25 protein-coding genes and 1 pseudogene are annotated in these 23,832 nt (G+C 62.5%); 9 read left to right on the top strand and 17 right to left on the bottom strand.

Annotation, left to right across the window (positions count from 1 at the left end):
• A pseudogene (locus tag EN990_RS36020) lies at window positions 1–111 on the top strand (CoA ester lyase); the annotation flags it as partial.
• A 7-nt stretch (window positions 112–118) separates the two neighbouring features.
• On the opposite strand, the gene EN990_RS05780 reads toward EN990_RS36020, so the two are convergent.
• Window positions 119–793: an isoprenylcysteine carboxylmethyltransferase family protein gene (locus tag EN990_RS05780; RefSeq protein ID WP_127370068.1), complete on the bottom strand. Its 675-nt coding sequence runs from the start codon at window positions 791–793 to the stop codon at window positions 119–121.
• Window positions 794–1,189: 396 nt separating this feature from the next.
• On the opposite strand from EN990_RS05780, the gene EN990_RS05775 reads away from it, so the two are divergent.
• The gene (locus EN990_RS05775) at window positions 1,190–1,906 is read left to right on the top strand and encodes a TetR/AcrR family transcriptional regulator (RefSeq protein WP_024505353.1); all 717 of its coding nucleotides are present in this window, start codon (window positions 1,190–1,192) and stop codon (window positions 1,904–1,906) included.
• A gap of 18 nt (window positions 1,907–1,924) precedes the next feature.
• On the opposite strand, the gene EN990_RS05770 is transcribed toward EN990_RS05775, so the two are convergent.
• Window positions 1,925–2,533: a flavin reductase family protein gene (locus tag EN990_RS05770; RefSeq protein ID WP_064995335.1), complete on the bottom strand. Its 609-nt coding sequence runs from the start codon at window positions 2,531–2,533 to the stop codon at window positions 1,925–1,927.
• Window positions 2,534–3,118, bottom strand: a complete 585-nt coding sequence (locus EN990_RS05765) for a nitroreductase (protein ID WP_024505355.1) — start codon at window positions 3,116–3,118, stop codon at window positions 2,534–2,536.
• A gap of 157 nt (window positions 3,119–3,275) precedes the next feature.
• Between EN990_RS05765 and EN990_RS05760 the strand changes: the two genes are divergently transcribed.
• Window positions 3,276–4,238 (top strand): hypothetical protein, encoded by a 963-nt coding sequence (locus EN990_RS05760; protein WP_064995336.1) that lies wholly within the window; start codon window positions 3,276–3,278, stop codon window positions 4,236–4,238.
• Between the two features lie 15 nt (window positions 4,239–4,253).
• On the opposite strand, the gene EN990_RS05755 is transcribed toward EN990_RS05760, so the two are convergent.
• From EN990_RS05755 to EN990_RS05735, 5 genes are all read right to left on the bottom strand, one after another.
• Complete coding sequence (locus tag EN990_RS05755; RefSeq protein ID WP_127369530.1) at window positions 4,254–5,192, bottom strand: GNAT family N-acetyltransferase; 939 nt, start codon at window positions 5,190–5,192, stop codon at window positions 4,254–4,256.
• An 84-nt stretch (window positions 5,193–5,276) separates the two neighbouring features.
• Window positions 5,277–7,253, bottom strand: coding sequence for a threonine--tRNA ligase (gene thrS / locus EN990_RS05750; protein ID WP_063172025.1), 1,977 nt, complete (start codon window positions 7,251–7,253; stop codon window positions 5,277–5,279).
• A 176-nt stretch (window positions 7,254–7,429) separates the two neighbouring features.
• Window positions 7,430–8,257, bottom strand: coding sequence for a class D beta-lactamase (gene blaOXA, locus EN990_RS05745; protein ID WP_013531977.1), 828 nt, complete (start codon window positions 8,255–8,257; stop codon window positions 7,430–7,432).
• 134 nt (window positions 8,258–8,391) lie between these two features.
• The gene (gene yidD, locus EN990_RS05740; protein WP_127369531.1) at window positions 8,392–8,766 is read right to left on the bottom strand and encodes a membrane protein insertion efficiency factor YidD; all 375 of its coding nucleotides are present in this window, start codon (window positions 8,764–8,766) and stop codon (window positions 8,392–8,394) included.
• Between the two features lie 84 nt (window positions 8,767–8,850).
• Entirely contained in the window at window positions 8,851–9,009 is a 159-nt protein-coding gene (locus EN990_RS05735) for a hypothetical protein (RefSeq protein WP_127369532.1), read from the bottom strand.
• A 92-nt stretch (window positions 9,010–9,101) separates the two neighbouring features.
• Between EN990_RS05735 and EN990_RS05730 the strand changes: the two genes are divergently transcribed.
• Complete coding sequence (locus tag EN990_RS05730) at window positions 9,102–10,019, top strand: LysR substrate-binding domain-containing protein (RefSeq protein WP_013531980.1); 918 nt, start codon at window positions 9,102–9,104, stop codon at window positions 10,017–10,019.
• 104 nt (window positions 10,020–10,123) lie between these two features.
• Here EN990_RS05730 and EN990_RS05725 read toward each other — a convergent pair whose 3' ends face one another.
• Window positions 10,124–10,570: an iron-sulfur cluster assembly scaffold protein gene (locus tag EN990_RS05725; protein WP_013531981.1), complete on the bottom strand. Its 447-nt coding sequence runs from the start codon at window positions 10,568–10,570 to the stop codon at window positions 10,124–10,126.
• 240 nt (window positions 10,571–10,810) lie between these two features.
• On the opposite strand from EN990_RS05725, the gene folE reads away from it, so the two are divergent.
• From folE to EN990_RS05710, 3 genes are all read left to right on the top strand, one after another.
• Window positions 10,811–11,446: a GTP cyclohydrolase I FolE gene (gene folE / locus EN990_RS05720; protein ID WP_013531982.1), complete on the top strand. Its 636-nt coding sequence runs from the start codon at window positions 10,811–10,813 to the stop codon at window positions 11,444–11,446.
• A gap of 35 nt (window positions 11,447–11,481) precedes the next feature.
• Complete coding sequence (hisI, locus tag EN990_RS05715) at window positions 11,482–11,943, top strand: phosphoribosyl-AMP cyclohydrolase (protein WP_013531983.1); 462 nt, start codon at window positions 11,482–11,484, stop codon at window positions 11,941–11,943.
• Between the two features lie 81 nt (window positions 11,944–12,024).
• Window positions 12,025–12,999 carry a patatin family protein gene (locus EN990_RS05710; protein WP_206526337.1) on the top strand — a complete coding sequence of 325 codons (975 nt, stop codon included), beginning with the start codon at window positions 12,025–12,027 and terminating at the stop codon, window positions 12,997–12,999.
• Window positions 13,000–13,006: 7 nt separating this feature from the next.
• Here EN990_RS05710 and recJ read toward each other — a convergent pair whose 3' ends face one another.
• The 8 genes from recJ to EN990_RS05670 form a co-directional block, all read right to left on the bottom strand.
• Window positions 13,007–14,791, bottom strand: a complete 1,785-nt coding sequence (gene recJ, locus EN990_RS05705; RefSeq protein ID WP_063167873.1) for a single-stranded-DNA-specific exonuclease RecJ — start codon at window positions 14,789–14,791, stop codon at window positions 13,007–13,009.
• A gap of 178 nt (window positions 14,792–14,969) precedes the next feature.
• Window positions 14,970–15,203, bottom strand: a complete 234-nt coding sequence (locus EN990_RS05700) for a DUF6434 domain-containing protein (RefSeq protein ID WP_063167872.1) — start codon at window positions 15,201–15,203, stop codon at window positions 14,970–14,972.
• Between the two features lie 73 nt (window positions 15,204–15,276).
• Complete coding sequence (glpX, locus tag EN990_RS05695; protein ID WP_013531987.1) at window positions 15,277–16,260, bottom strand: class II fructose-bisphosphatase; 984 nt, start codon at window positions 16,258–16,260, stop codon at window positions 15,277–15,279.
• A 204-nt stretch (window positions 16,261–16,464) separates the two neighbouring features.
• Window positions 16,465–16,632, bottom strand: coding sequence for a Thivi_2564 family membrane protein (locus EN990_RS05690; RefSeq protein ID WP_013531988.1), 168 nt, complete (start codon window positions 16,630–16,632; stop codon window positions 16,465–16,467).
• Window positions 16,633–16,703: 71 nt separating this feature from the next.
• Complete coding sequence (locus EN990_RS05685) at window positions 16,704–17,060, bottom strand: hypothetical protein (RefSeq protein WP_024505708.1); 357 nt, start codon at window positions 17,058–17,060, stop codon at window positions 16,704–16,706.
• A gap of 133 nt (window positions 17,061–17,193) precedes the next feature.
• Entirely contained in the window at window positions 17,194–18,507 is a 1,314-nt protein-coding gene (locus tag EN990_RS05680) for a homoserine dehydrogenase (RefSeq protein WP_013531990.1), read from the bottom strand.
• Between the two features lie 47 nt (window positions 18,508–18,554).
• Window positions 18,555–19,772, bottom strand: a complete 1,218-nt coding sequence (locus EN990_RS05675; protein WP_013531991.1) for an LL-diaminopimelate aminotransferase — start codon at window positions 19,770–19,772, stop codon at window positions 18,555–18,557.
• A gap of 44 nt (window positions 19,773–19,816) precedes the next feature.
• A complete protein-coding gene (locus EN990_RS05670) occupies window positions 19,817–20,209 on the bottom strand; it encodes a hypothetical protein (protein ID WP_063167871.1) in 393 nt (130 codons plus the stop codon).
• Between the two features lie 97 nt (window positions 20,210–20,306).
• Between EN990_RS05670 and phaC the strand changes: the two genes are divergently transcribed.
• Window positions 20,307–22,142 carry a class I poly(R)-hydroxyalkanoic acid synthase gene (phaC, locus tag EN990_RS05665; RefSeq protein WP_127366348.1) on the top strand — a complete coding sequence of 612 codons (1,836 nt, stop codon included), beginning with the start codon at window positions 20,307–20,309 and terminating at the stop codon, window positions 22,140–22,142.
• Window positions 22,143–22,357: 215 nt separating this feature from the next.
• Window positions 22,358–23,608 (top strand): YcbK family protein, encoded by a 1,251-nt coding sequence (locus EN990_RS05660; RefSeq protein ID WP_127385443.1) that lies wholly within the window; start codon window positions 22,358–22,360, stop codon window positions 23,606–23,608.
• Window positions 23,609–23,832 lie beyond the last annotated feature (224 nt).

Here is a 23,832-nt window from a genome sequence, read left to right as displayed (position 1 = left end):
GCGGGAAGCCCCGGCGTCGTCGCTATCGACGGCAAGATGTTCGACCGCCCGCACCTGCGGCTGGCCGAGCGGCTTCTGGCGCGGGCAAAGGCGGCAGGTGTTTCCGCCTGAGCGCCTGCTACCAAACCAATGGAATCAGGCGGTAACGGACCTGGGCCACATAGTCGTCATAGCCGCGCAGACCGGCGCGAAGCGTTTTCTCTTCGATGAAGGTGCGGATGGCCAAGAGAACGACGAGCACGAGCACCGACGCCAGCCCCCACCAGGAACCAAGCAGAAGTGCCGTGCCGGCGAAGAAGAGGATGGCGCCGGCATACATCGGATGGCGGACGTAGCTGTAAGGCCCGGTGGAGATCACACGTTGTCCGCGTTCGTCCTGGATCTTGACCACGGGCGCCGCAAAACTGTTCTCCAGCATCGTCAGATAGCAGATCCAGATTCCGAGCAGCAGGACCAGTGCGCCGACCACCTGCACCCAGACGGGAACCGCCGACCAGCCGAAACGAACGTCGAATCCCATGAATATCTGAGAACCAAAGATGGCGAGCAGAAGTATGGACAGCAGCACCTTGTCGGCCGCGGCCTGATTCTTCTGGATGGGAGAGCTCAGCCGCTCATTCATCAGACCGGGATCGCGCCTCGCCAGCGCCACGCCCAAGGTGAGACTGAGGCCCACCATCCCCACCAGATAGACCCAGGCCCCCGGCCAATGCAGCGTGCCGGCCGACAGGAAGAGCAAGGCGCCCATGACGCCGAACCAGACGAATGTCTGAAGAACCAATTTCGCGATCATGATCGACCTGCCTTGATATCCGCTGATGATTGGTATTTTAGACCATTGGTCTACCATACAGACCACTGGTCTATAGTTCAAGCGAACCTTCGACCCGAGGCTCCGAACTCCCGCTTAACAAAAGGCTTGCAGCAGTCGGTTGTGTTGGCCGCTTTTGCCGGGCAGCCTCCGTGATAGGAATTTTTTCTTGACTCGGTGATCTCAGCTATGGTACATTTTTGCCCATGGTGCTGATTTGCGCCAGTGGCCCGCCGCACAGGCGGGTTTTTCGTTTGATGCTCCGTCAGCCAACGCGCAAGCGGAGGCTCCGAAGGGACCCGTTAACCCGAAATTCGTTGCCCTGGCTGCCGACGTCGGGACTGGACGGGAGCAGCCATCACGTGCAGAAAGTTCGTCATGCCCCGTGTCATCAAGCATCCAGAACTCAGGCGAGAAGAACTTCTGGACCATGCCCAGGCCCTGTTCCTGACCCAGGGCTATGACAAAGCGAGCCTCAATGACGTGATTGCGTCCGCCGGCATCTCGAAGGGTGCTTTCTATCATTACTTCCCCTCCAAGGAGGCTCTCCTGGAGGCATTGGCCGATCGCTTTGCAAGACAGGCACTGGCTGGGGTCCAGGACATACTCCACGATCCCGGCCTCGACCCGCTTGGCCGCCTGAATGGCCTGCTCAGCCAGTCGCGGCGGGCCAAGATCGAAACCGCGCCGGAAGCTTGGGCTCTTTTCGAGACGATGTTCCGGCCTGAGAATCTGGTGCTTTTCCACCGTATCAATCTGGCCGCCAGCGCGTCGTTTTCACCGCTGCTGGTCAAGGTCATCAGGCAAGGAATCGAAGACGGCACTTTCAGGACCTTCGATCCGGAAGGTGTCGCCGACATCGTCATGCAATTCGGCATGGCCACGCGTGATGTCGTGGCCAAGGCCATTGCCGGCGGCAGCGACGCCGACATGGAGGCCGCGATCGAAGTCCTGGAGAAACGCGTCAGGCTCTACGAAATCGCCCTCGACCGCATACTGGGCCTGCCCGATGGAAGCATTCGGATCGGCGAGCCCGGCTATGTGCGCACCGTCATGACCGCCAGGCGGCGAACGAGTGCCGGCAAGGCGCGGTAACTGGCCGAGCCTTGGTATCTAGTCCTTGTCCCAGCGTGGCCGGCGCATCGAAAACACCTCGTCGACGCTGGCATAGTCCATATAGCCGAGACGAGCGACATTGCCGGCCTTGGTGATGTCGAACAGGCCGTCCGTCAGGAAGGCGTCGTCGATATGCACGCCGACCACTTCACCGGCGACGATGACGGCACTTGTCGGCGACCCGTCCAGGGCCTTTGGCCGAAAAACTTGAGTCACCCGGCATTCGAGCGCGGCCGGCGCTGCCGCCACGCGCGGCGGGGCGACCAGCCGCGACGGCGCCATGGCAAGATCGGCATAGACGAACTCATTGACACCGCGCGGAGCATTGACCGACGTGCGGTTCATCTTCTCCGCGAGATCGCGGCTGACCAGATTGGCGACGAACTCGCCGGTTTCCTGGGCGAAGGAGGCGCTGTCCTTCTCGCCTTCGGAGGAGAACCAGACGATGAAAGGCCGCGTCGAAACGGCATTGAAGAAGGAATATGGCGCGAGGTTGATCTCACCAGCCCTGTTCAGTGTCGAAATCCAGCCGATCGGACGCGGCGCCACGATCGCCTTCGAAGGGTCGTGCGGCAGGCCGTGGCCCTTTGACGGCTCGTAGAACATTCAGCCGACCCACGGCCCCGAATAGTCACTGTACAGCTTTGCCGGATCGGGCCGGGGCCGCTCCGGCGCCGGGCCGGCATAGGAGCCGATATGGATGAAGCCGATGACCCGCTCCTGCGGCGCCAGCCCCAGCAGTGCCCTGCCCTCCGGCACATCCGAATACCAGTTGCTGATCATGTTGGTGCCAAAGCCCAGCGCGTTGGCTGATATCATCAGGTTCATCGCCGCCATGCCGCCCGACAGGAACATTTCCCATTGCGGGATTTTTGGATTCTCCCTGGGGACAGATACGACGCCGATCACCAGCGGTGCGCGCGAGAACCGCGCCAGTTCCTGATTGCGGCGGCCCTCCGTCAATGGGCCCTCCCGCTGCTCGGCAAGTGCTGCCAGTTGCCTGCCGATCTCGACGCGGGCGTCGCCACGGTAGAGGATGAAGCGCCAGGGCTCCAACCGGCCATGATCGGGCACCCGGGAGGCAGCAGTGATCATTGTCGCGATCTCCGCATCGCTCGGCGCCGGCTCCTTCAGATCTGGAATCGGTGCGGAGTTTCGGGTCAGCAGGAAGTCGATGATCGGCGACGCCATGGGCGCAAGTCTCCTGGACATTCTGTTTTGAGCTGAAGCGCACCATCGGGGATTCGGGCGGCTCGGGCATTGGCGCGGGATACGCCGGACGGAAGAGTCGTATCGGTCGGACTCTTAAGCCTTGAAATTGCCACCGCCATGGGCTTCAACGCAAGGCATGTTTGAGGGGACTATCCGTCTTTTCCTGGTCTGGCTCGGCGCCCTGCTGTTCATGGCGCCGGTTTCGTTCGCCATGGCGCAGAATGTCGACGGAGTCAGCGACCTGAAGCTTCCGGGAATTTCGAGCTACGCGACGCCGAAAGGCGAGACGTCACTGGCACTGAGCGGCGGCGGTGCCATCACACTCTCTGCCCAGTTGACCGACAAGGGTTCCGACATCACGCGCGGCATCGTCTGGCGGGTCTTCAAGCCGGAAGCCGTCAACGGCAAATTGCCGATGGTCGCCTCCTCGCATGGAGGCACCGCCGTCTTCCAGCTCGAACCCGGCAGCTATCTGGTTCACGCCTCCTACGGCCGGGCCGGCGCCACCAAACGCATCACTGTCGGCAAGGACGCCAAGCGCGAAAGCCTCGTGCTCGATGCCGGCGGCCTCAAGCTCGACGCCGTGCTGTCCGGCGGCGTGCGCATTCCACCGAAGAAGCTGCGCTTTTCGATCTACGAGGGCACTGCCGAGGCCAATGGCGACCGCGCGCTGATCATTCCCGATGTCGAGCCCAACAGCGTCGTGCGGCTCAACGCCGGCATCTACCATGTCGTCTCGACCTATGGCGCGGTCAATGCAGTCATTCGCTCCGACATCCGCGTCGAGGCCGGCAAGCTGACCGAAGCCACCGTCGAGCATCACGCCGCCGAGATCACGATGAAGCTGGTGCGCGAAACCGGTGGCGAGGCGATCGCCGACACGTCCTGGTCACTGCTCAACGAGTCCGGCGATCCGATCAAGGAAACCGTCGGCGCTTTCGCCTCGATGGTGCTGGCCGAGGGCGACTACACCATCATCGCCAAGAACCGCGACCGCATCTACCAGAAGGATTTTACGGTCGTGGCCGGGCAGAACCAGGAAATCGAGGTTCTGGCCACCGAGGCCGCGGCGATGGATCCTGAAGAAGGCGCGGATTAACCTTCGTTTTAAGGATCAAGCCGCCAGCTCGGTCCGCGCCGGCAGGAACGGGATCCGGCGGCGTGGCAAAGCTGGCGCCAGGTCGAACACGCCGCGATAGAGGCGGTCGAGCAAGGCCTTGCGGTCGCGCAACGGCTCCAGTTCGCTCCAGCTCAGCACATCGCCGACGCGCACGTCGATCGCCTTGCCCGACAGCCGCGCGAATTCGTGGATGAGCAGCGATGTGCGCAGCGTCAGCGAGGCCTTGCCGACGAACTTGGCCACCCGGCCGTCGCGCTCGGCCATGTTCATCGGCCCGCTGACAAGATGGAACAGCCTGCCGTTCTGCCCGGAAAAATGCATCGGGATGACCGACGCCCTGGCGTCCTGGACGAGGCGGGCCGGAAACATCTTCCACGGCAGATCGCGCGCCCGGCCAAAACCCTTTGGCGCGGTGGCGACACCGCCGGCCGGAAATACCACGATGGTGACGCCCTCTTTCAACAGTCGCACCGCTTCATGGCGCACGGCCATGTTGTTCTTCAGCGCATCCTTGGTCTCCGAAAAGTCGATCGGCAGCGAATAAGGCTCCATCTCGCGGATCCTGAGCAGATCCTTGTGGATCATCACCCGGAACGGACGGCCGAGCTGCTCGGCCAGCGACAGCACGGCGATACCGTCACCGATGCCGAACGGATGATTGGCGACGATCACCAGCGGCGTGTCCGGCAATTGCGCGGGCGGCCACTGATCAGCGGTCCGCACCCGCACGTCGATCAGGTCGAGCATGCGGCTGAACACGCGTTCGCCGGTCGGCACGATCTGGCGGCGCCAGAAATCATAGAGGGCTGTGTAGCGGTCGCGGCCCGACAAGCCTTCGACCGAATGTATGAACCAGCGCGTCAGCGCCGGCTGGCGCGGATTGGCATAGGAAAGCTCGGGAAAGGGTCGTTCGCGCAATTTCAACTTGAGCATAGGGGCTCGTTACAAGGTCGGCGTGACAGGGATATGAAAATGGCGGTGGATCGCTCCACCGCCATTTGGTCGAAACTATGCCAATCAGGCCGCGCGTTTGCGCCGGCGGTCGGGTGTGACGGCTTCCTCGGTCAGTTGCGCGATCGCCTGGTCAAGGCCAAGCGATTCCTGGTCGCGCGAGCCCAGTCGGCGCATGTTGACCGTCTGCTCTTCCGCTTCGCGCTTGCCGCAGACGAGGATGACCGGAACCTTGGCCAGGCTGTGCTCGCGGACCTTGTAGTTGATCTTCTCGTTGCGCAGATCCGCTTCCGCCAACAGCCCAGCGGCCTTCAGCTTTGCCACCACCTCGGTCGCATAGTCGTCGGCATCCGACGTGATCGTCGCCACCACCACCTGCAGCGGCGCGAACCACAGCGGGAAATGGCCGGAATAGTTCTCGATCAGGATGCCGAGGAAGCGCTCCATCGAGCCGCAGATGGCGCGGTGAACCATGACAGGCTGCTTCTTCTCGGAATCCGAGCCGATATAGAAGGCGCCAAACCGCTCCGGCAGGTTGAAATCGACCTGCGTCGTGCCGCACTGCCATTCGCGGCCGATGGCATCCTTCAGCACATATTCGAATTTCGGCCCGTAGAAGGCGCCCTCACCCGGATTGATCGAGGTCTTGATGCGATTGCCGGACCGTGTCCTGATCGTCTCCAGCACGCCGCCCATGATCGCCTCGGCGTGATCCCACGCCTCGTCGGTACCGACGCGTTTGTCCGGCCGCGTCGAGAGCTTGACGCTGATTTCGTCGAAACCGAAATCAGCATAGGTCGACAGGATCAGATCGTTGATGCGCAGGCATTCCGCCGCCAATTGCTCCTCGGTGCAGAAAATGTGCGCATCGTCTTGCGTAAAACCGCGCACGCGCATCAGCCCGTGCAGCGCGCCGGATGGTTCGTAACGGTGGACGTTGCCGAATTCCGCAAGTTTGACAGGCAGATCGCGATAAGACTTCAACCCATGCTTGAAAATCTGCACATGGCCCGGGCAGTTCATCGGCTTCAGAGCGAAAACCCGGTCGTCATCGGTATCGTCGCCGGCCACCGTCACCTTGAACATGGCGTCGCGATACCATCCCCAATGGCCTGACGTCTCCCACAGGCTCTTGTCGAGAACCTGCGGCGCGTTGACCTCCTGATAGCCCTGCTCGTCGAGGCGGCGGCGCATGTAGTTGACCAGGTTCTGGAACATCTTCCAGCCCTTGGCGTGCCAAAAGACGACGCCAGGCCCCTCTTCCTGGAAATGGAACAGGTCCATCTCGCGGCCGATCTTCCTGTGGTCGCGCTTCTCGGCCTCCTCCAGCATCGTCTGATAGGCTTCGAGCTGCGCCTGATCAGCCCAGGCCGTGCCGTAGATGCGGGTCAGCATCGGATTGTTCGAATCGCCGCGCCAATAGGCGCCGGCCACCTTCATCAGTTTGAAGGCGTTGCCGATCTGCCCCGTCGAGGCCATGTGCGGGCCACGGCAAAGATCGAACCAGTCGCCCTGCGCGTAGATCTTGAGATCCTGATCCTCGGGAATGGCGTCGATCAGCTCCAGCTTGTAGCGTTCGCCCTTGTCGGCAAACACTTTCTTCGCCTTGTCGCGCGACCAGACTTCCTTGGTGAACGGCTTGTTGCGCGAAATGATCTCGCGCATCTTCTTCTCGATCACGGGAAAATCGTCAGGCGTGAACGGCTCGTTGCGGGCGAAGTCGTAGTAAAACCCGTTCTCGATCACCGGCCCGATGGTCACCTGCGTTCCCGGCCACAATTCCTGCACGGCTTCCGCCAACACATGTGCGGCGTCGTGACGGATCAGTTCGAGTGCGCGCGGGTCGTCGCGGGTGACGATCTCGACCTTGCCGGATTTGCCAAGCGGATCGCTGAGATCGCGGACGGTGCCGTCGATCGCATAGGCGACCGCCTTCTTGGCCAGCGACTTCGAGATCGATTCGGCGAGGCCCGCACCGGTCATCGCCGCGTCGTATTCGCGGACGGAGCCATCGGGAAATGTCAGGGAAACGGAATTCAGCATGTATATCTCCTATCCAGTCCCGCAAACGAGCGCGGGTGGTTGAAATGCATGTCGCCCAAAAATGTGTGGGCGGTTTTGGGGTTACGACATGCAAAGAGTAGGCCGGATGCGTCCGCCAGCGGCTGTCTTTTATGGACAGATTCCGCCGCCGTAAAGCCCGGCTCAAATGTCAGACTTCATTTGATGAGCAGCGGCAGGTCCTTCAGGAACGCGGCTCGGGTCTTGAGGCCTTTGGGCATATCGGTCCGATCGGTGTCGACGACAAGGCGCGCAAAGACGATCTGGCGGCCATCCTTGTTCGCCCAGCCGACGAACCACCCAAGCGAGCGCTTATCCTGAACCTTGTCGGCATCGTTGCGCAGCCTAGTGCTTCCGGTCTTGCCCTGCACCGTCCAGCCTCCGGCCTGGAAGGTCGGGATGATGGCTGATGTCATGTCGTAGGCCCTGGCCGAGACAGGCAGCTTGCGGGCCAGCAGCTTGCGCAGGAAATCGACCTGCTCGACCGGCGTGATCTTGAGCGAGGAGTTTATCCAGGATTGGGTCAAACCATCATTCTTGCCGGGATTGCCGGAAACATCGGCATTGCCGTAGCCGAATTTGGAGACATAGCCCGCCAATTTTTCCGGCCCGAGCCGACTGGTGATTTCACGGGAGAACCAGACGATCGAATCCCGTTCCCAGATCACCGGATCGACGGTCTTCTGGTCCCGCTTCACCGCCTTGAACTCCGGCTTGTAGTCCCACGCCGGCGTATGCTCGTCGCTCAGGATCCCGCTGTCATAGCCGATCAGCGACAGCGGCACTTTGAACGTCGAGGCCGGGCTGAACCGCTGGTCGCACACTCCGTCCTGGTAAAGCGTCTTGCCGCTCGCCGCATCGGCGATCACCGTGCACTGCAAATCCCCCAGCGGCGCCGATTGCGCGCGCAACGGAAATCCCAGCAGCCAGGCGAGCAGGAACAGGATCCCGGCAAAGATGAAGGGAAGACGGTCGAAATTGCGCATTTTCTGCTCGCTCCAGAAGGGGGTTCGTGAGCGGCTTAGCGGGGTCTCTTGTCTCGATTTTGTCTCAAATGCGCAGTCTTTGTGCAGGCTGTTGTTAACCCTACCGGATCGTAAACCTGCTCTCCCCCCGGCCATCATTCCTGCGCTTTGCCGTGCTTGCTGCCGATCCGCCAGTACCGCCAGGGCATGAACCAGAGATAGCGATCCGCAAGCGCCTCCGGCACCAGGTCTATGCCATGCGTGCCGAATGGCCCGCAGCGCAGCACGCGGAAGAATCCCATCCAGCCGCCGGCCCACAGGCCATGGCGGGCGATCGCCTCATGCGCATATTCCGAACAGGTCGGCAGATGCCGGCAGGAATTGCCGACAAAGCCCGACAGCGTCAGCTGGTAGAGGCGCACGAGCGACGTGCCGAGGAGACGGCCTGGCGTCTTGCGCCAGGGGCCGGGCCAGTTGCGGCCGCGTTTTTGCGACCCGTCTATATGCGCATGCCCATGCTGGTCGCGCACCACAGTCTCCGTATCGCGTTTCCCAGGCGATAGATGTGGACTTCCGCCGGAGAACGCAATCCCCCCTCCTTGCGCGCCCCGCCATCACGGACGGGAACGGCGAAACGGCTGCCTGTCAGCCGACGGCGCCCAGCGGCCACGACTGGCCGGCCCCTCGCGGCGCTTTGAATGCTGCTTTTCGTCACGCCATTGAAACGTCGCGATCCGCATGACATCGCCAAAAATGTTCAGCAACTGGATCATGGTCGGTCTCCTTTGACATGGATTAGACCGCCGCTGGCCTTCGCCTTCAAACGAGTATAATTTCCACTTCGGATAATCCTGGGTTATGCGAAATGAAGCGTGGGCGCCTGCCGCTGACGGCATTGAGGAGCTTCGAGGCGGCGGGCCGGCATCTGAGCTTCAGCCGGGCGGCCGAGGAGCTTTTCGTCTCGCAGGCGGCGATCAGCCGGCAGATCCGCGAGCTCGAAATCTTCCTGCATCGACCCTTGTTCGAACGTCACCATCGACGAGTCGAACTGACCGACACCGGCCGGCGTCTGCTGGATCAGCTTGTCAGAAGTTTCGACGCCATCGATACCTTGCTTGGCGATCTGGTGGCGACACCGGCGCAGTCCGTGGTCCGTGTCAGTGTCGAGCCGTCGCTTGCCTCCGTGTGGCTGGTGCCCCGGCTCAACCGCTTTCGCCAATTGCGGCCCGACATCGACGTCTCTCTCGAGGTCGATCCAAGGCTGATCGAGTTCCGCAGCGATCAGCCGGAGCTTGCCTTGCGCTTCAGCGCGCATGCCGACTCGTGGCCGCGCAGCCAGGCCGAGCGGCTTGCCTCGACGGTCGATTCGCCGGTCCTGTCGCCGGCGCTGCTTGCTTCTGGCCCTGCCCTCAGGAAGCCAATCGATCTTGGCCGCTACACGCTTTTGCACGAGGAGAATCGCCAGGGCTGGGTGCGCTGGTTCGAAGCGGCCGGCGTGCCCGCCGACGCCGTGCCCGCGCGCGGGCCGATGCTGGCGGATGCGTCGCTTTCAAAGCAGGCCGCCTTGCTCGGACATGGCGTGGCATTGGGCGATCTGTTGCAGATCGGCGGGGAAATCGCATCCGGCGCGCTGGTCAAGCCGTTCGACATCGACGTCGCATCCGGCGCCTATTGGCTGGTGGCCAGAAACCTGCACGACCTCTCGGAGCCGGCCGCCGCGTTCGCCGACTGGCTCAGAAGTGAATTTGCCGAAAGCAGGCGGGCGCTGGAAGCGCAGGCTTAAACCCTTCTGGCCCGGTTCCTGTCCAGCCAAATGCCAAGCCGTGGCAACAAAGATTTTGGGCGCCTGCGCGAAGCCTGCGCACCGTGGACGGCCAAATCCCAAGGTCAGGCCGCTTCTTCGGCGCGCTTCTTCTCGATCTGGCCGATCGCGTCGACCACGGCATCGAAAGTCAGCATGGTCGAAGCGTGCCGCGCCTTGTAGTCGCGCACCGGCTCCAAATATCTGAGATCCGCAAAGCGGCCGTCCGGCGGGGCGCCATTTTCCTTGAGCATCTTCAGCATGGTGTCGCGCACCGCGCGCAATTCCTCGGCACTCGCGCCGACGACATGCTGCGCCATGATCGATGACGACGCCTGGCCGAGCGCGCAGGCCTTCACGTCATGGGCAAAATCCGTGACGACGCCGTCCTGCATCTTGAGGTCGACGGTGACGGTCGAACCGCATAGCTTGGAGTGCGCCTTGGCGGTCGCGTCAGGATGATCGAGACGGCCGATGCGGGCGATGTTTCCGGCAAAACCGAGAATTTTCGCGTTGTAGACGTCGTTTATCATAATTTTCCAATCCGTCGCCGCCAAGCGAACAGCGATTGCCGCTGTCGTGTCTTCCTTTCGCTCGCTATGACCTTATATAATGCTGGCAGTCCGGTATCGACAAGAACGACGAAAGCCAATGTCCTTGCCGGGAAGTTCACGCCGCTTACGGGGCTGGAAACGGGGCGAGTTTCCGACACCGAAAGGTCGTGGTCCGTTCAACTCGTTCCTCCGCCGAGAGGGACTACGGGAGACGCCTTTATGGATGCCGTCATCAAGAAGCTAATGCCACAGTCAGCCTATATGGAAAAGCCGGTCACCGACCGGCCAAGCGAAGCCGAAGTCGAAGCCGCCGTGCGCACGCTTTTGCGCTGGACCGGCGACAATCCGGACCGCGAAGGGTTGGTCGACACGCCGAAGCGGGTGGCAAAGGCCTTTCGCGAAATGTTCGGTGGTTACGACATGTGCCCGGCCGACGAGCTCGGCCGCACCTTCGAGGAGGTCGCCGGCTACGATGACCTGGTCATCGTCAAGGACATCACATTCCATTCGCATTGCGAGCACCATATGGTGCCGATCATCGGCAAGGCGCATGTCGGGTATCTTCCGGACGGCAAGGTCGTCGGCCTGTCCAAGATCGCACGCGTCGTCGATATCTTCGCCCACCGCCTGCAAACCCAGGAGGCGCTGACGGCGCAGATCGCCGGCGTCATCCAGGACGTGCTCAATCCGCGCGGCGTCGCCGTCATGATCGAGGCCGAGCACATGTGCATGGCCATGCGCGGCATCCGCAAGCAGGGATCAACCACGCTGACCTCGACCTTCACCGGCGTTTTCAAGGACACGCCCGAAGAGCAGGTCCGTTTCGTCACCATGGTGCGCGGCGGCGGGGTCTGATCGGCCCTCGCCGGCCATCAAAATAAGGACCGGCGATGTCGGCACTGGAATTTCCAAAAGCTCCGTCGGACAAGAAGGCTCTCGAGGAAGGCGCGGTGTTTTCGCCGCGCTTCGATGCAGCCGGGCTGGTCACGGTCGTCGTGACAGACGCCGCGGACGGCATGCTGTTGATGGTTGCGCATATGAACGCGCAAGCACTGGCGCTGACGCTTGAGACCGGCATCGCCCACTACTGGTCGCGCTCGCGCAGCGCGCTTTGGAAAAAGGGCGAAACATCAGGCAATTTTCAGCATGTCGTCGAGATGCTCACGGATTGTGACCAGGATGCCATATGGTTGCGCGTCAAAGTGTTGGGCCACGACGCAACCTGTCACACTGGCCGGCGTTCATGCTTTTATCGGACGGTGGGGCTGGTCGACGGCAAAGGGACGCTTGCCATCGACGGCAGCAAGCCGCTGTTCGATGCGGAAAACACGTATCGGAAACCAACAGCTTGAACCTTCTGCCTGACACCAACGACACAGATTCATCATTTCGATACGCCCCGCTCGTATAGTAGCCGTGGGACAAGGGAGATCATGATGCTCGAGTGGGCGTCATTGCGTAACAGACCAGATGTCAGGGAGGCCAACGGCCTGTCCTCGTCAGGCGGCGCGTCCGAAACGAACTCCCAAAAGAAAACAGGCATTTCCCTCGCCTTGGGTGGCGGGTGCGCCCGCGGCTGGGCGCATATCGGCGTGCTGCGCGCGCTGGATGAAGCCGGCATCGAAGTATCGATGATCGCCGGCGCCTCGATCGGCGCGCTGGTCGGCGGCTGCTATCTCGCCGGCAAACTGGACGAGCTCGAAGAATTCGCCCGCAGCCTGACCAAGCGCCGCATTTTCGGCCTGCTCGATCTCAATTTACGCGGCAGCGGCCTGTTCGGCGGCATGAAACTCGATGCAAGGCTGCGCGAGCACATGGCCGGCATTCGTTTCGAGGACCTTGCCAAGCCGTTCGTCGCGGTCACTTCCGAAATCCGCACGGGCCACGAAATCTGGCTGTCGAGCGGCTCATTGATCACCGCCATGCGCGCCTCTTATGCGCTTCCCGGCGTGTTCGAGCCGGTGAATTGCAACGGCCGCGTGCTGGTCGACGGCGCTCTGGTCAACCCCGTACCGGTTTCGGTCTGCCGCGCCTACGAGCAGCCGCTCGTCGTGGCGGTCAACCTTCACTATGACCTGTTCGGCCGTGCCGCCGTCATCAAGCACAGCGCTGGCGAACTGGTCGTCGAAAAGGACGCGCCGAGGGCCGGACATGGCGATCCCGAACACCAGTCGCATCAGACCCGGCTCGGCATCACCGGCGTCATGGTCGAGGCCTTCAACATCATCCAGGACCGCATTTCGCGCGCAAGACTTGCCGGCGATCCGCCAGACATGTCGCTACAGCCGAAGCTCAGCCATATCGGCCTGACCGAGTTCCACCGCGCCGACGAGGCGATCAAGCTCGGCTATCAGGCGACGATGGCGCAAATCGGCGAACTGACCCGGCTGCAGACAGTTCTCGCCTGATCAAAACCTACGCACGAGCCGCATCGGTGATACGAAACTGAACGGTGCGGTTGCCGTTCCAGTAATTTCCTGAGAGCGAACCGGCGACGTGGATTGTCTTGCCCCGGTTCTTGAACAGGAATTCGCCAAGCGCGGTATCGACGGCGCGAAAGGCGATCGCCTGGATCCGGCCGCCGCTTTCCGATTGCAGCTCGACGCGGATGTGATTGGTGCCGACCGGCCGCGCATCGGCCAACCGGTGGCGCGGCAACGCGAAAACAGGGGCCACGTGCCCGGCACCGAAAGGTCCGGCTTGTTCCAGCGCGTCGAGCAGGCTGAGTGTCGCGCCTTCAGCGGCAAGCGCACCGTCTATGGCCAGGCTTTCCTCGCCCTGCAGGCGAAACACGTCGGCTGCCGCCCGCTCTTCGAAAAAAGCCCTGAGCTCACCAAGCCTCGCCCGCTCGACGGTGATGCCCGCCGCCATGCCATGCCCGCCACCCTTGACGATCAGACCGGCAATGGCCGCCTCGCGCACCAGCCGGCCGAGGTCGAAACCCGAGACCGAGCGGCCCGAGCCGGTGCCGATGCCGTTGGCGTTGAAGGCGATGGCGAAGGCCGGCCGGCGGGCATGATCCTTCAGCCGTGAGGCGAGCAAACCGACGATGCCCGGATGCCAGCTGTTGCTGGCGGTGACGACGATAGCCGGGCCATTGCCGCCGGCGAGCTCCGCATCGGCCTCGGCGCGCGCCGCCGCGAGCATCTCCTGCTCCATCAGCTGCCGTTCCTGGTTGAGCCGGTCGAGCGTCTCGGCAATGGTGCGCGCCTCGACCGGGTCGTCGGTCGCAAGCAACCGGCTGCCAAGTGCGGCATCGCCGATGCGTCCGCCGGCATTGATGCGCGGGCCGATCAGATAGGCCAGATGGAAGGTGCTGATCGGCTCGCCGATGCGCGACACCCGTGCCAGTGCCGCGAGCCCTTCGTTCTTCTGCTGGCGCGCCATCTGCAGCCCCTTGACCACGAAGGCACGGTTGACGCCGGTCAGCGGCACCACGTCACAAACGGTGGCCAATGCCACGATATCGAGCAGCGAAAGCAGGTCCGGCGGCGTAGCATCGGCCATGCGGCTACGCAGGATCCTGGCCGTCTGCACAAGGGCGAGGAAGACCACGCCGGCGGCACAGAGATGGCCCTGCCCGGAAAGGTCGTCGTCGCGATTGGGATTGACGACAGCGATTGCCGCCGGCAAGGCACCGCCGACCTGGTGGTGGTCGAGCACCACGACATCGGCCCCGGCCTCATTGGCGGCATCGATGGAAGCGGCGCTGTTGGTGCCGCAATCGACGGTGACGATCAGTGTCGCGCCACGCGAAACAAGTTCGCGCATGGCGTCGGGGTTGGGGCCATAGCCCTCGAAAATACGATCCGGGATGTAGATTTCCGACGGCACCGAGAAATGCGTGAGGAACCGCTTCAGCAAGGCCGACGAGGCGGCGCCGTCGACATCATAGTCGCCGAAGATCGCCACCTTTTCCCTGGCCATCACCGCGGCGGCGATCCGGGCCGCCGCCCTGTGCATGTCGGTCAGCGATGCCGGATCCGGCAGAAGATCGCGGATCGTCGGATCGAGAAACCGCTCGGTCTGCTCGGCGGTGACGCCGCGGCCGGCAAGCACCCGTGCTACGATATCGGGTACCCCGTAGCCTTGCGCGATGGCGAGCGCGATCATGTCCTGCCGCTCGGTCAGCCGGTGCTCCCAGGAAACCCCTGATACCGACTGCCTGACATCGAGGAAGAGGCGCTTTTCGCCGGTCATACGCTTTGCCAACTCATCGTTGGCCGCACGATAGTGCATGTCGCCCAAAAGTGCGCAGCGGTTTTGGGGCGACGACCTGCATTGGCAACGATTTAAATCGTGTCACGTTCATGCGACGCTCTATAGGCCAAAGGCAGGCAAAGCCAAGCGATTCACGGTGTGCGCCGTCCGGGAAGTGTCAAGAAAACTGCGCTTTCCGCTTTTCAGCCTGGCGCCGAAGCCATTCGTCGGCCGCATCGCCCATCGTCGTTTCCACACCGTCCTTGAGCCAGGCCATGAAAGGCCGGTCGAAGCTGAATGCGTAGCTGCATTCCCGGATGAGAAAGCGACGCACATTCTGGGTGTTGCGATAAGACTGCGTGATGGCGGTGGCGCGCGAGATCGGATCCGCGTGCCAGTCGAACGGTTTCATCGTCAAATCCTTGCAGCCAATATCGGGTGCGCCCGAATGGCTAACAATTGCAAGGTGGCTTCGCAAGCAAGCGTCAGAACTTATCCAGGTCCTGATGGCGTGCCTTGATCTCGCGCACCGTCCGCGACGACGAGCGCAGCACGATCGTGTGGGTGGTGATGTAATTGTGGCCGAACTTGACGCCAGCCAGCATGTTGCCGTCGGTGACACCGGTGGCCGCAAACAGCACATCGCCGCGCGCCATGTCCTCCGTCCGATAGACCCGTTTCGGATTGGAAATACCCATCTTTGCCGCGCGAGCAACCTTTTCCGGTGTGTCGAGGATCAGCCTGCCCTGCATCTGGCCGCCGGTGCAGCGCAGCGCGGCGGCGGCCAGCACGCCCTCGGGTGCTCCGCCAGTGCCGAGATAGATATCGATGCCGGTTTCTTCCGGATCCGTGGTGTGGATGACGCCGGCGACATCGCCGTCGCCGATCAGCCGGATCGCGGCACCCGTGGCGCGCACGGCATCGATCAGCTTGGCATGACGTGGCCGGTCGAGGATACAGGTGGTGATGTCCGAAATAGCCACGCCCTTGGCGCGGGCGAGGCTGGCGATGTTTTCGGCCGGTGAGGCATCGATATCGATGACGCCGTCCGCATAGCCCGGACCGATGGCGATCTTGTCCATGTAGACATCGGGCGCAAACAGCAGGCTGCCCTTTTCGGCGATGGCGATGACGGCGAGCGCATTGGGCAGGTTCTTGGCGCAGATCGTCGTGCCTTCGAGCGGATCGAGCGCGATATCGACCGCCGGACCTTTGCCGGAGCCGACTTCTTCGCCGATATAGAGCATCGGCGCTTCATCGCGCTCGCCCTCGCCGATCACCACCGTGCCCCTGATGGAAAGCCGGTTGAGTTCCTGGCGCATGGCATCCACGGCGACCTGGTCGGCCGCCTTTTCGTCGCCGCGCCCACGCAGCCTGGCGGCCGCGACGGCGGCCCGTTCGGTGACGCGCACCAGTTCCATGGTGAGTATCCGGTCAAGGCCGGCGACGATGTTCTGGGCCACATTCATCTGGTGATTTCCTCGTTGGCAATGCGGCCTCCCGCCGGAGGCGGGCCTGTTTTGTCAAACGAGCATGACAACGGCAAGACCTGCCACGAATATTATCGAATATCCAACAATATCAATCGATTAAACTACGTCTTGAAACACGACCGGCCCGATCGCCACGCGCCGGGCCAGTCTTAAAACGGTGAGAATGGCGGCCTTCGCGGCCTAAAAAACCGCGAGGTATTTGAGCAGCGAAATGATGCCGATGATGATGACGATGACCTGAACTATTTGTCTCATCCGGCCATCGAGCGGCAGGCGTTGAACCAGATAGAGAACGAGGATGATGACGAGGAATGTGATCAGGATGCCGATCAACGCTGACGAAGCCATGGTGTCCTCCTTAAAAGTGATTTGCTGAAAACAATAGAAAAGGCCGGAAGCCCGGCCCTATTGCGCTGCGGTCAATACCAGCGGCGGGAGGTATCGTTCGTCGATTGAGCAATGGCGAAGCCGGCCAGAAAGCCGAGCAGGCCGATCACGCCGACCAAAGCTGTCGTCGTACCAGGATTCTCGCGCGCGACTTCCGAAACAGCCTGGGCTTGGCTGCGCAGTTGTTGCGCCGTACGCGAAGCGCGGTTCGCCGCGGTGTCGTACAACTCGGACGCCTGTTCGCTGGCGTCATCGAGCATCTCCGCGCCCCGCGCCGAAATGCTCTTGTTGATCTTGGTGATCTCCTTGCGCAGTTCGGCAATCTGCTTTTCCAACGTCTTCTGGATGTCGTCGATATCGGGGGTGTCGGATTTGTTGGTGTCAGCCATGAAGCGGTTCCTCTGGTTGGTGACCAAGAGAACGGCGTCGACGCGAATTCGTTCCGGTCTGTGGCAGCTGCCTGCCTCCAGACCGGACCTCAATGCCTGCGGAATTCTTGTCCCGCGCGACTGTCGGACAAAGCTACCCTGCCCGTTCGATGCGGATGACCTGCGGTTTGTCGGTCAGATGTCCGTCCTTGGTGATGCCGTCTACCGCCTTGCGAACGGCGGCCTCCGTCGTCTCGTGGGTGACAAGGATCACCGTCTTCTGTGCCGCCGCCTCGCCGTTGACTGCGTGCTGGACGATCGATTCCAGCGAGATGTCATTGTCGGCCATGCGCTTGGCGATTGCCGCGAACACGCCGATGCGGTCGTGCACGGTCAGCCGGATGAAATAACCGCCGGCATGGCTGCGCATCTGCGCCTTCTTGTAGGGTTTCAGCTCCTTGGCCGGCCGGCCGAAGACCGGACCATGCTGGAAGCCTGGCCGGCTCTTGGCGATGTCGGCGATGTCGCCGATGACGGCCGATGCGGTGGCGTTGCCGCCCGCACCGGGGCCGGACAGCAGCAGCTCGCCCAGAATGTCGGTTTCGATCGCCACCGCATTGGTGACGCCATGCACCTGCGCGATGACCGATGCGGTCGGCACCATCGTCGGATGCACGCGCTGCTCGATACCGCTCTCGGTGCGCTGGGCGACACCCAGCAGCTTGATCCGGTAGCCGAGATCGGCGGCCGCGCGGATGTCGGCTTGGGTGATGTTGGAAATGCCTTCCATGTAGATGTCGTTGGCGGCGATCCTGGTGCCAAAGGCAAGGCTGGTCAGGATCGACAGCTTGTGCGCCGTGTCGTGGCCCTCGATGTCGAAGGTCGGATCAGCCTCGGCATAGCCCAGCCGCTGCGCGTCCTTCAGGCAAGCATCGAACGAGATGCCCTCGGCCTCCATGCGGGTCAGGATGTAGTTACAGGTGCCGTTGAGGATGCCGAACACGCGGGTGACCGAATTGCCGGCCATCGCCTCACGCATCGTCTTGATGACGGGAATGCCGCCCGCCACCGCCGCCTCGTAGTTGAGAAGCACGCCCTTCTTCTCGGCGATCTCGGCCAGCGCCACGCCATGCTTGGCCAGCAGCGCCTTGTTGGCGGTGACGACGTGACGGCCGGCTTCGAGTGCCGTCTTCACCGATGAGCGCGCCGGGCCCTCGTCGCCGCCGATCAGTTCGACGAACACGTCGATTTCTGCGGTCTGGGCCATCTTGACCGGATCGTCGAACCACTTTGCAGAGCTCAAATCGACGCCCCGATCGCGCTTGTGGTCGCGCGCCGAGACGGCGGTGACGATCACGTCACGGCCGCACTGGCGGGTCAGTTCCACCGCTTTGTCGCGCAGCACGCGCGCCACCGATGCACCGACCGTGCCGAGGCCGGCAATTCCAACACGCAATGCTTCAGCCATGTCCGGCGACGTCCCTCAAAGTCAGATCGAATTTGCGTGCGGCAAGCTTACCGGTGAGCGGAGAGCGGCACGACATTGTTGGGCTGCTTGGCGCTGGTCGACAGGAAGCGCTTGATGTTGCGCGCCGCCTGCCGGATCCTGTGCTCGTTCTCGACCAGAGCAACGCGCACGAATTCGTCGCCATGCTCGCCGAAGCCGACACCGGGCGCCACGGCCACGTCGGCATGTTCGATGAGCAGCTTGGAGAATTCGAGCGAGCCGAGATGCTTGAACGGCTCCGGGATCGGCGCCCAGGCGAACATCGATGCCGCCGGTGCCGGAATGGTCCAGCCGGCGCGGCCGAAGGCGTCGACCATCACGTCGCGGCGCTTGTGGTAGATGTCGCGTACCTCGGCGATGTCGGCGCCGTCGCCGTTGAGCGCGTGTGCCGCCGCCACCTGGATCGGCGTGAAGGCGCCGTAATCGAGGTAGGACTTCACCCGCGTCAGCGCCGAGATCAGCCGCTCGTTGCCGACGGCAAAGCCCATGCGCCAACCGGGCATGGAGAAGGTCTTCGACATGGAGGTGAATTCGACGCAAACGTCGATCGCGCCAGGCACCTGCAGCACCGAAGGCGGCGGATTGCCGTCGAAATAGATCTCCGAATAGGCAAGGTCGGACAGGATGATGATGTCGTTCTTCTTGGCGAAGGCGACCACATCCTTGTAGAAATCGAGCGAGGCGACCAGCGCTGTCGGGTTCGACGGATAGTTGAGGATCAGCGCCAGCGGCTTCGGGATCGAATGCTTGACACCGCGCTCGAGCGCCGGAATGAAACCGTCGTCCGGCTCCACCTGCAGCGAGCGGATGACGCCGCCCGACATGATAAAGCCGAAGGCATGGATCGGATAGGTCGGGTTCGGGCACAGGATCACGTCGCCGGGCGCGGTGATCGCCTGCGCCATGTTGGCGAAGCCTTCCTTCGAACCGAGCGTGGCCACCACTTGCGTGTCGGGGTTGAGCTTCACGCCGAAGCGCCTGCCATAGTAGGCGGCCTGGGCGCGGCGCAGGCCCGGAATGCCGCGCGACGAGGAATAGCGATGCGTGCGCGGGTCGCGCACGACCTCGCACAATTTGTCGACGATAGCCTTGGGCGTCGGCAGGTCCGGATTGCCCATGCCGAGGTCGATGATGTCGGCGCCACGCGATCGGGCGCTGGCCTTGAGCCGGTTGACCTGCTCGAACACGTAAGGCGGAAGCCGGCGAACCTTGTGAAATTCTTCCATGGCAGTTCCAGACAGCGAAGGGGTGTTGGGCGCGCGCTATATACTTATTTGCAGGTAGGGTCGAGGGCGGGGTCGCATTTGGCTTCGATCTGCTTCAGCGTTTCGTCGCCATGCTTCTTGGCCAGATCCGTCAGCGCCGCCTGGTTGACGACCTTGGGGCCGCCGCCCTTTGCCGCCTGCGCATTCTCATCCGCCTTCAATTGCGCGAGCTTGGCGTTCTTCTCGGCTTCGGTGAACTGCGGCGCCGCCACTTGCGGCTTGATGTTCAGGTTCGGGAAGGTGCCGGTATCCTTCGGTCCCGCACCCACAGCGACAGGCGTCGGGCCATTCGTGTTGGTGCTCGAGCACCCGGCAATGCCGATGAGGACGATCGCCGCGCCGATGCGGCAAAAACGTCCGGCACCGAAAAAAACAGTCTCGCCAATATTAATCGTCATATTGTTTCCTTGGCAGCCGAGGTAGAGCGAGATTGGCCCGGTCGGATGTCCCATGTTAATATGTCAAGAAAAGGCCTCGGGAGGAACCCCGCCAACCATGTCCAAAACACCCGATTCGGGCAAAGCGGAAGATGACCAGCCTTCGACCGTCGAGCAATATCTGGTGAAGGACCCGGAACGCTTCGCCCTGAACATGGCGCGCATGATCGAGCAGGCCGGCAAGGCCGCTTCCGCCTGGGCCGAGCCGCGTGAAAAAGGCGACGTGCGCGACCATGTGGCCGAGCCCGTCGTCGATATGGTGAAGACCTTTTCCAAGCTCAGCGAATACTGGCTTGCCGATCCGCAGCGCGCGCTGGAAGCGCAGACGCGGCTGTTCTCCGGCTATATGACGGTCTGGGCCAACGCCATTCAGCGCACCAGCAACGCCGCGCAAGACACCGAAGACGCGGTCAAGCCGGAGCGCGGCGACAAGCGCTTCCTCGACCCGGAATGGGGCCGCAACGCCTTCTTCGATTTCCTCAAGCAGGCCTATCTCGTCACCTCGCGCTGGGCGGCCGATCTGGTCGAGCACGCCGAAGGTCTTGACGAGCACACCCGCCACAAGGCCGGCTTTTACGTCAAGCAGGTGTCCAACGCCATCTCGCCGTCGAATTTCATCCTGACCAATCCGGAACTGTTCCGCGAAACCGTCGCCTCGAACGGCGAAAACCTGGTGCGCGGCATGAAGATGCTGGCCGAGGACATCGCCGCCGGCAAGGGCGACCTGAAGCTGCGGCAGGCCGACTACTCGCCCTTCGAGATCGGCAGGAACATCGCCACCACTCCCGGCAAAGTGGTCGGCCGCAGCGACGTCGCCGAAATCATCCAGTACGAACCGGCGACCGAGACGGTGCTCAAGCGGCCCCTGCTGATCTGCCCGCCATGGATCAATAAATTCTACATCCTCGATCTGAACCCGCAGAAATCCTTCATTCGCTGGGCGGTTGAACAGGGCCACACCGTGTTCGTCATCTCCTGGGTCAATCCGGACGAGCGCCACGGCACCAAGAGCTGGGAAGCCTATATCCGCGAGGGTCTGCAATACGGCCTCGACACGGTCGAGAAGGCCATCGGCGAACGCGACGTCAACGCGATCGGCTATTGCGTCGGCGGCACGCTCCTAGCGGCGGCCCTGGCGCTGATGGCGCAAGAGGGCGACGACCGCATCAAGTCGGCGACCTTCTTCACCACGCAGGTCGACTTCACCTATGCCGGCGACCTGAAGGTGTTCGTCGACGAAGAACAGGTCGCGGCAGTGGAAAAGTCGATGAGCGAAAAGGGCTATCTCGACGGCACCAAGATGGCGACCGCCTTCAACATGCTGCGCTCAGGCGACCTGATCTGGCCCTATGTCGTCAACAACTACATGCGCGGCAAGGATCCCCTGCCCTTCGACCTGCTCTACTGGAATGCCGATTCCACCCGCATGGCCGCAGCCAACCACTCTTTCTACCTGCGCAACTGCTATCTTGAGAACAACCTTTCGCAAGGCACGATGGAACTGGCGGGCCGCACGGTCTCGCTCGGCGACATCACCATCCCGGTCTACAACCTCGCCTCCAAGGAAGATCACATCGCGCCGGCGCTTTCGGTGTTCCTCGGCTCGAAATATTTCGGCGGCACGGTCGAGTATGTGATGGCGGGGTCGGGCCATATCGCCGGTGTCGTCAATCCGCCGGCATCCAACAAATACCAGTATTGGACCGGGGGTACGCCGACGGGCGACTTCAGCCAGTGGATAGCCAATGCCACCGACCATCCAGGATCCTGGTGGCCGCACTGGCAAGGCTGGATAGAGGCCAAGGACAACACCCGCGTGCCTGCCCGCAAACCGGGCAAGCATATGAAAACTTTGGGTGATGCTCCGGGCACCTATGTGAAGGTCCGTGTGTAACGGACTGTAATGTGTGGTGAGTTGACGGGCCGCCAAAAGCGGGCGAAATGGTGTCGTCAACCATCAAGCGGCCGTAATTCGGCAATCACTGCAAAAATACTTCCAGGCTTGCGGATTTGACACAGGTCTCGTTTCCGGATCGGAGACAAAGGTCACCTTGGCAGCGACGCATGCATGCCGCGCCAAGATATGCCGACCGGACATCGAGGGGGAATTTGAGTTTGAAATCAGCAGGATGGAGCCTCGCAAAGGGAGAACGCCGCGCCATTGTGGCAGCGCTCTGCTCCTTGCTTCTGGCCTCCTGCACTTCGGCTGGCGACCCGGCAATGTCGGTCGGAATGCCCGGCTACAATGCCACCGCATCGGATGTAAACGCGGCCTCCAGCGGCAAGGCGATCGCCGCCTCCGATTCGTCTGATGTCACGACGGAGCAGACGACCGTGATGACGGCAAGCGACACGGCGCTGCCTGAAAAGGTCGCCTATGTGCCTGTGTCCAAACCGGGAGCTGTCTTTCCGCTGACCATGCCGGCGGGCGCCGAAACCATCGTTGGAAACACGCCGCAGTCGCTGACGCAGCAGGCACAGACCGCGCAGCAGACCGATGCGGTCGCCCAGCAGATTGCCGCGGCCGACGGCGACGTGGCGGCGCCGAAGCCCGCTGCCGCTCCGGCCATGAACAACCCGGTCTATGTGACGGCTGGCGAGATGCCGCAGGCCGAAGCACCAAAGAAGAAAGGCTTCCTGGCTTCGATGTTTGGCGCAACGCCAGCCTCGGCGACACCAGCCCCCCTCATCAGCAACGCCCGGACGGGCGAGCAGCCTCCGGCGCAGGCAAAAGCGACGCCAGCAGCGGCAAAGCCGATCATCACGCTTGCCTCGGCCGATTCCACGGCCAAGCCGGTACAGCTGGCTTCGCTCGGTGGCGATAGCGGTCACATCACCGGCAGCGATGCCCTGCCCGGCGTGCGCCAGACGGCCCTGTTCGAGATCAAGCGCAAGTCCGGCCTCGATGACGAAAGCGACGTCGACCTCAACGAGGATGAGGGGCCAGTGGGCGGCTCCTATCAGGTTGCGTCCGCCGCCGGCATGGCCCGGCTGGCGCCCAACGGGCTGCTCAAGCAGAACGAGAGCGTCGATGTGGCCTGCCTGAAACCGTCGCTGGTGCGCGTGCTGAAGACGATCGAAGGCCACTACGGCCGCAAGATGACGGTGACGTCAGGCTATCGCGACCCGGCCCGCAATCGGCGCGCCAACGGCGCCAAGAATTCGCTGCACATGTATTGCGCCGCCGCCGACATCCAGGTTCCCGGCGTTTCGAAATGGGAACTGGCGAGCTACATCAGAAGCATGCCCGGTCGCGGCGGTGTCGGCACATACTGCCACACAGAATCGGTTCACGTCGACGTCGGTCCCGAGCGCGACTGGAACTGGCGCTGCCGCCGGCGCAGCGGCGGTGACGGCTAGTAGCGCTATTTGACGGCCTACGCCTGTCAGCCGCCAAGGCCGTTCCGGCAATATCGTTCCAGCCTCCTGAACATTCGAGATAGGCCGAAGCGTCCCCAACTTCGTCATCCTCGGGTCTTCGCGACGGAGCGCTCCTTGCTCCGCCCGTGGATGACGAAACGATGGGTGTCGCCGCTAATCGTCAAAGCCTGCCAACCCTCGGCAAACCGTTGATTTGGCAGGCC

It is taken from the genome of Mesorhizobium sp. M7A.F.Ca.US.005.03.1.1 (assembly GCF_003997975.1).
In the GTDB taxonomy this organism is placed as follows: Bacteria; Pseudomonadota; Alphaproteobacteria; order Rhizobiales; family Rhizobiaceae; genus Mesorhizobium; species Mesorhizobium ciceri.
The sequence above is the reverse complement of the archived record's forward strand: the minus strand, read 5'-3'. Positions and strand labels throughout refer to the sequence as shown.

Excerpts from the sequence above, each read along its gene's own strand:
- EN990_RS05685 (WP_024505708.1), bottom strand. The coding sequence starts at position 17,060 with ATGGCTGACACCAACAAATCCGACACCCCCGATATCGACGACATCCAG.
- blaOXA (WP_013531977.1), bottom strand. The coding sequence starts at position 8,257 with ATGCGCAATTTCGACCGTCTTCCCTTCATCTTTGCCGGGATCCTGTTC.
- EN990_RS05775 (WP_024505353.1), top strand. The coding sequence starts at position 1,190 with ATGCCCCGTGTCATCAAGCATCCAGAACTCAGGCGAGAAGAACTTCTG.
- EN990_RS05765 (WP_024505355.1), bottom strand. The coding sequence starts at position 3,118 with ATGGCGTCGCCGATCATCGACTTCCTGCTGACCCGAAACTCCGCACCG.
- EN990_RS05675 (WP_013531991.1), bottom strand. The coding sequence starts at position 19,772 with ATGGAAGAATTTCACAAGGTTCGCCGGCTTCCGCCTTACGTGTTCGAG.
- EN990_RS05725 (WP_013531981.1), bottom strand. The coding sequence starts at position 10,570 with ATGATAAACGACGTCTACAACGCGAAAATTCTCGGTTTTGCCGGAAAC.
- glpX (WP_013531987.1), bottom strand. The coding sequence starts at position 16,260 with ATGAATGTGGCCCAGAACATCGTCGCCGGCCTTGACCGGATACTCACC.
- EN990_RS05730 (WP_013531980.1), top strand. The coding sequence starts at position 9,102 with ATGAAGCGTGGGCGCCTGCCGCTGACGGCATTGAGGAGCTTCGAGGCG.
- EN990_RS05735 (WP_127369532.1), bottom strand. The coding sequence starts at position 9,009 with ATGATCCAGTTGCTGAACATTTTTGGCGATGTCATGCGGATCGCGACG.
- EN990_RS05670 (WP_063167871.1), bottom strand. The coding sequence starts at position 20,209 with ATGACGATTAATATTGGCGAGACTGTTTTTTTCGGTGCCGGACGTTTT.
- EN990_RS05680 (WP_013531990.1), bottom strand. The coding sequence starts at position 18,507 with ATGGCTGAAGCATTGCGTGTTGGAATTGCCGGCCTCGGCACGGTCGGT.
- recJ (WP_063167873.1), bottom strand. The coding sequence starts at position 14,791 with ATGACCGGCGAAAAGCGCCTCTTCCTCGATGTCAGGCAGTCGGTATCA.
- EN990_RS05755 (WP_127369530.1), bottom strand. The coding sequence starts at position 5,192 with ATGCTCAAGTTGAAATTGCGCGAACGACCCTTTCCCGAGCTTTCCTAT.
- folE (WP_013531982.1), top strand. The coding sequence starts at position 10,811 with ATGGATGCCGTCATCAAGAAGCTAATGCCACAGTCAGCCTATATGGAA.
- EN990_RS05690 (WP_013531988.1), bottom strand. The coding sequence starts at position 16,632 with ATGGCTTCGTCAGCGTTGATCGGCATCCTGATCACATTCCTCGTCATC.
- EN990_RS05700 (WP_063167872.1), bottom strand. The coding sequence starts at position 15,203 with ATGAAACCGTTCGACTGGCACGCGGATCCGATCTCGCGCGCCACCGCC.
- EN990_RS05760 (WP_064995336.1), top strand. The coding sequence starts at position 3,276 with ATGTTTGAGGGGACTATCCGTCTTTTCCTGGTCTGGCTCGGCGCCCTG.
- EN990_RS05710 (WP_206526337.1), top strand. The coding sequence starts at position 12,025 with ATGATGCTCGAGTGGGCGTCATTGCGTAACAGACCAGATGTCAGGGAG.
- thrS (WP_063172025.1), bottom strand. The coding sequence starts at position 7,253 with ATGCTGAATTCCGTTTCCCTGACATTTCCCGATGGCTCCGTCCGCGAA.
- phaC (WP_127366348.1), top strand. The coding sequence starts at position 20,307 with ATGTCCAAAACACCCGATTCGGGCAAAGCGGAAGATGACCAGCCTTCG.
- EN990_RS05780 (WP_127370068.1), bottom strand. The coding sequence starts at position 793 with ATGATCGCGAAATTGGTTCTTCAGACATTCGTCTGGTTCGGCGTCATG.
- EN990_RS05770 (WP_064995335.1), bottom strand. The coding sequence starts at position 2,533 with ATGTTCTACGAGCCGTCAAAGGGCCACGGCCTGCCGCACGACCCTTCG.
- hisI (WP_013531983.1), top strand. The coding sequence starts at position 11,482 with ATGTCGGCACTGGAATTTCCAAAAGCTCCGTCGGACAAGAAGGCTCTC.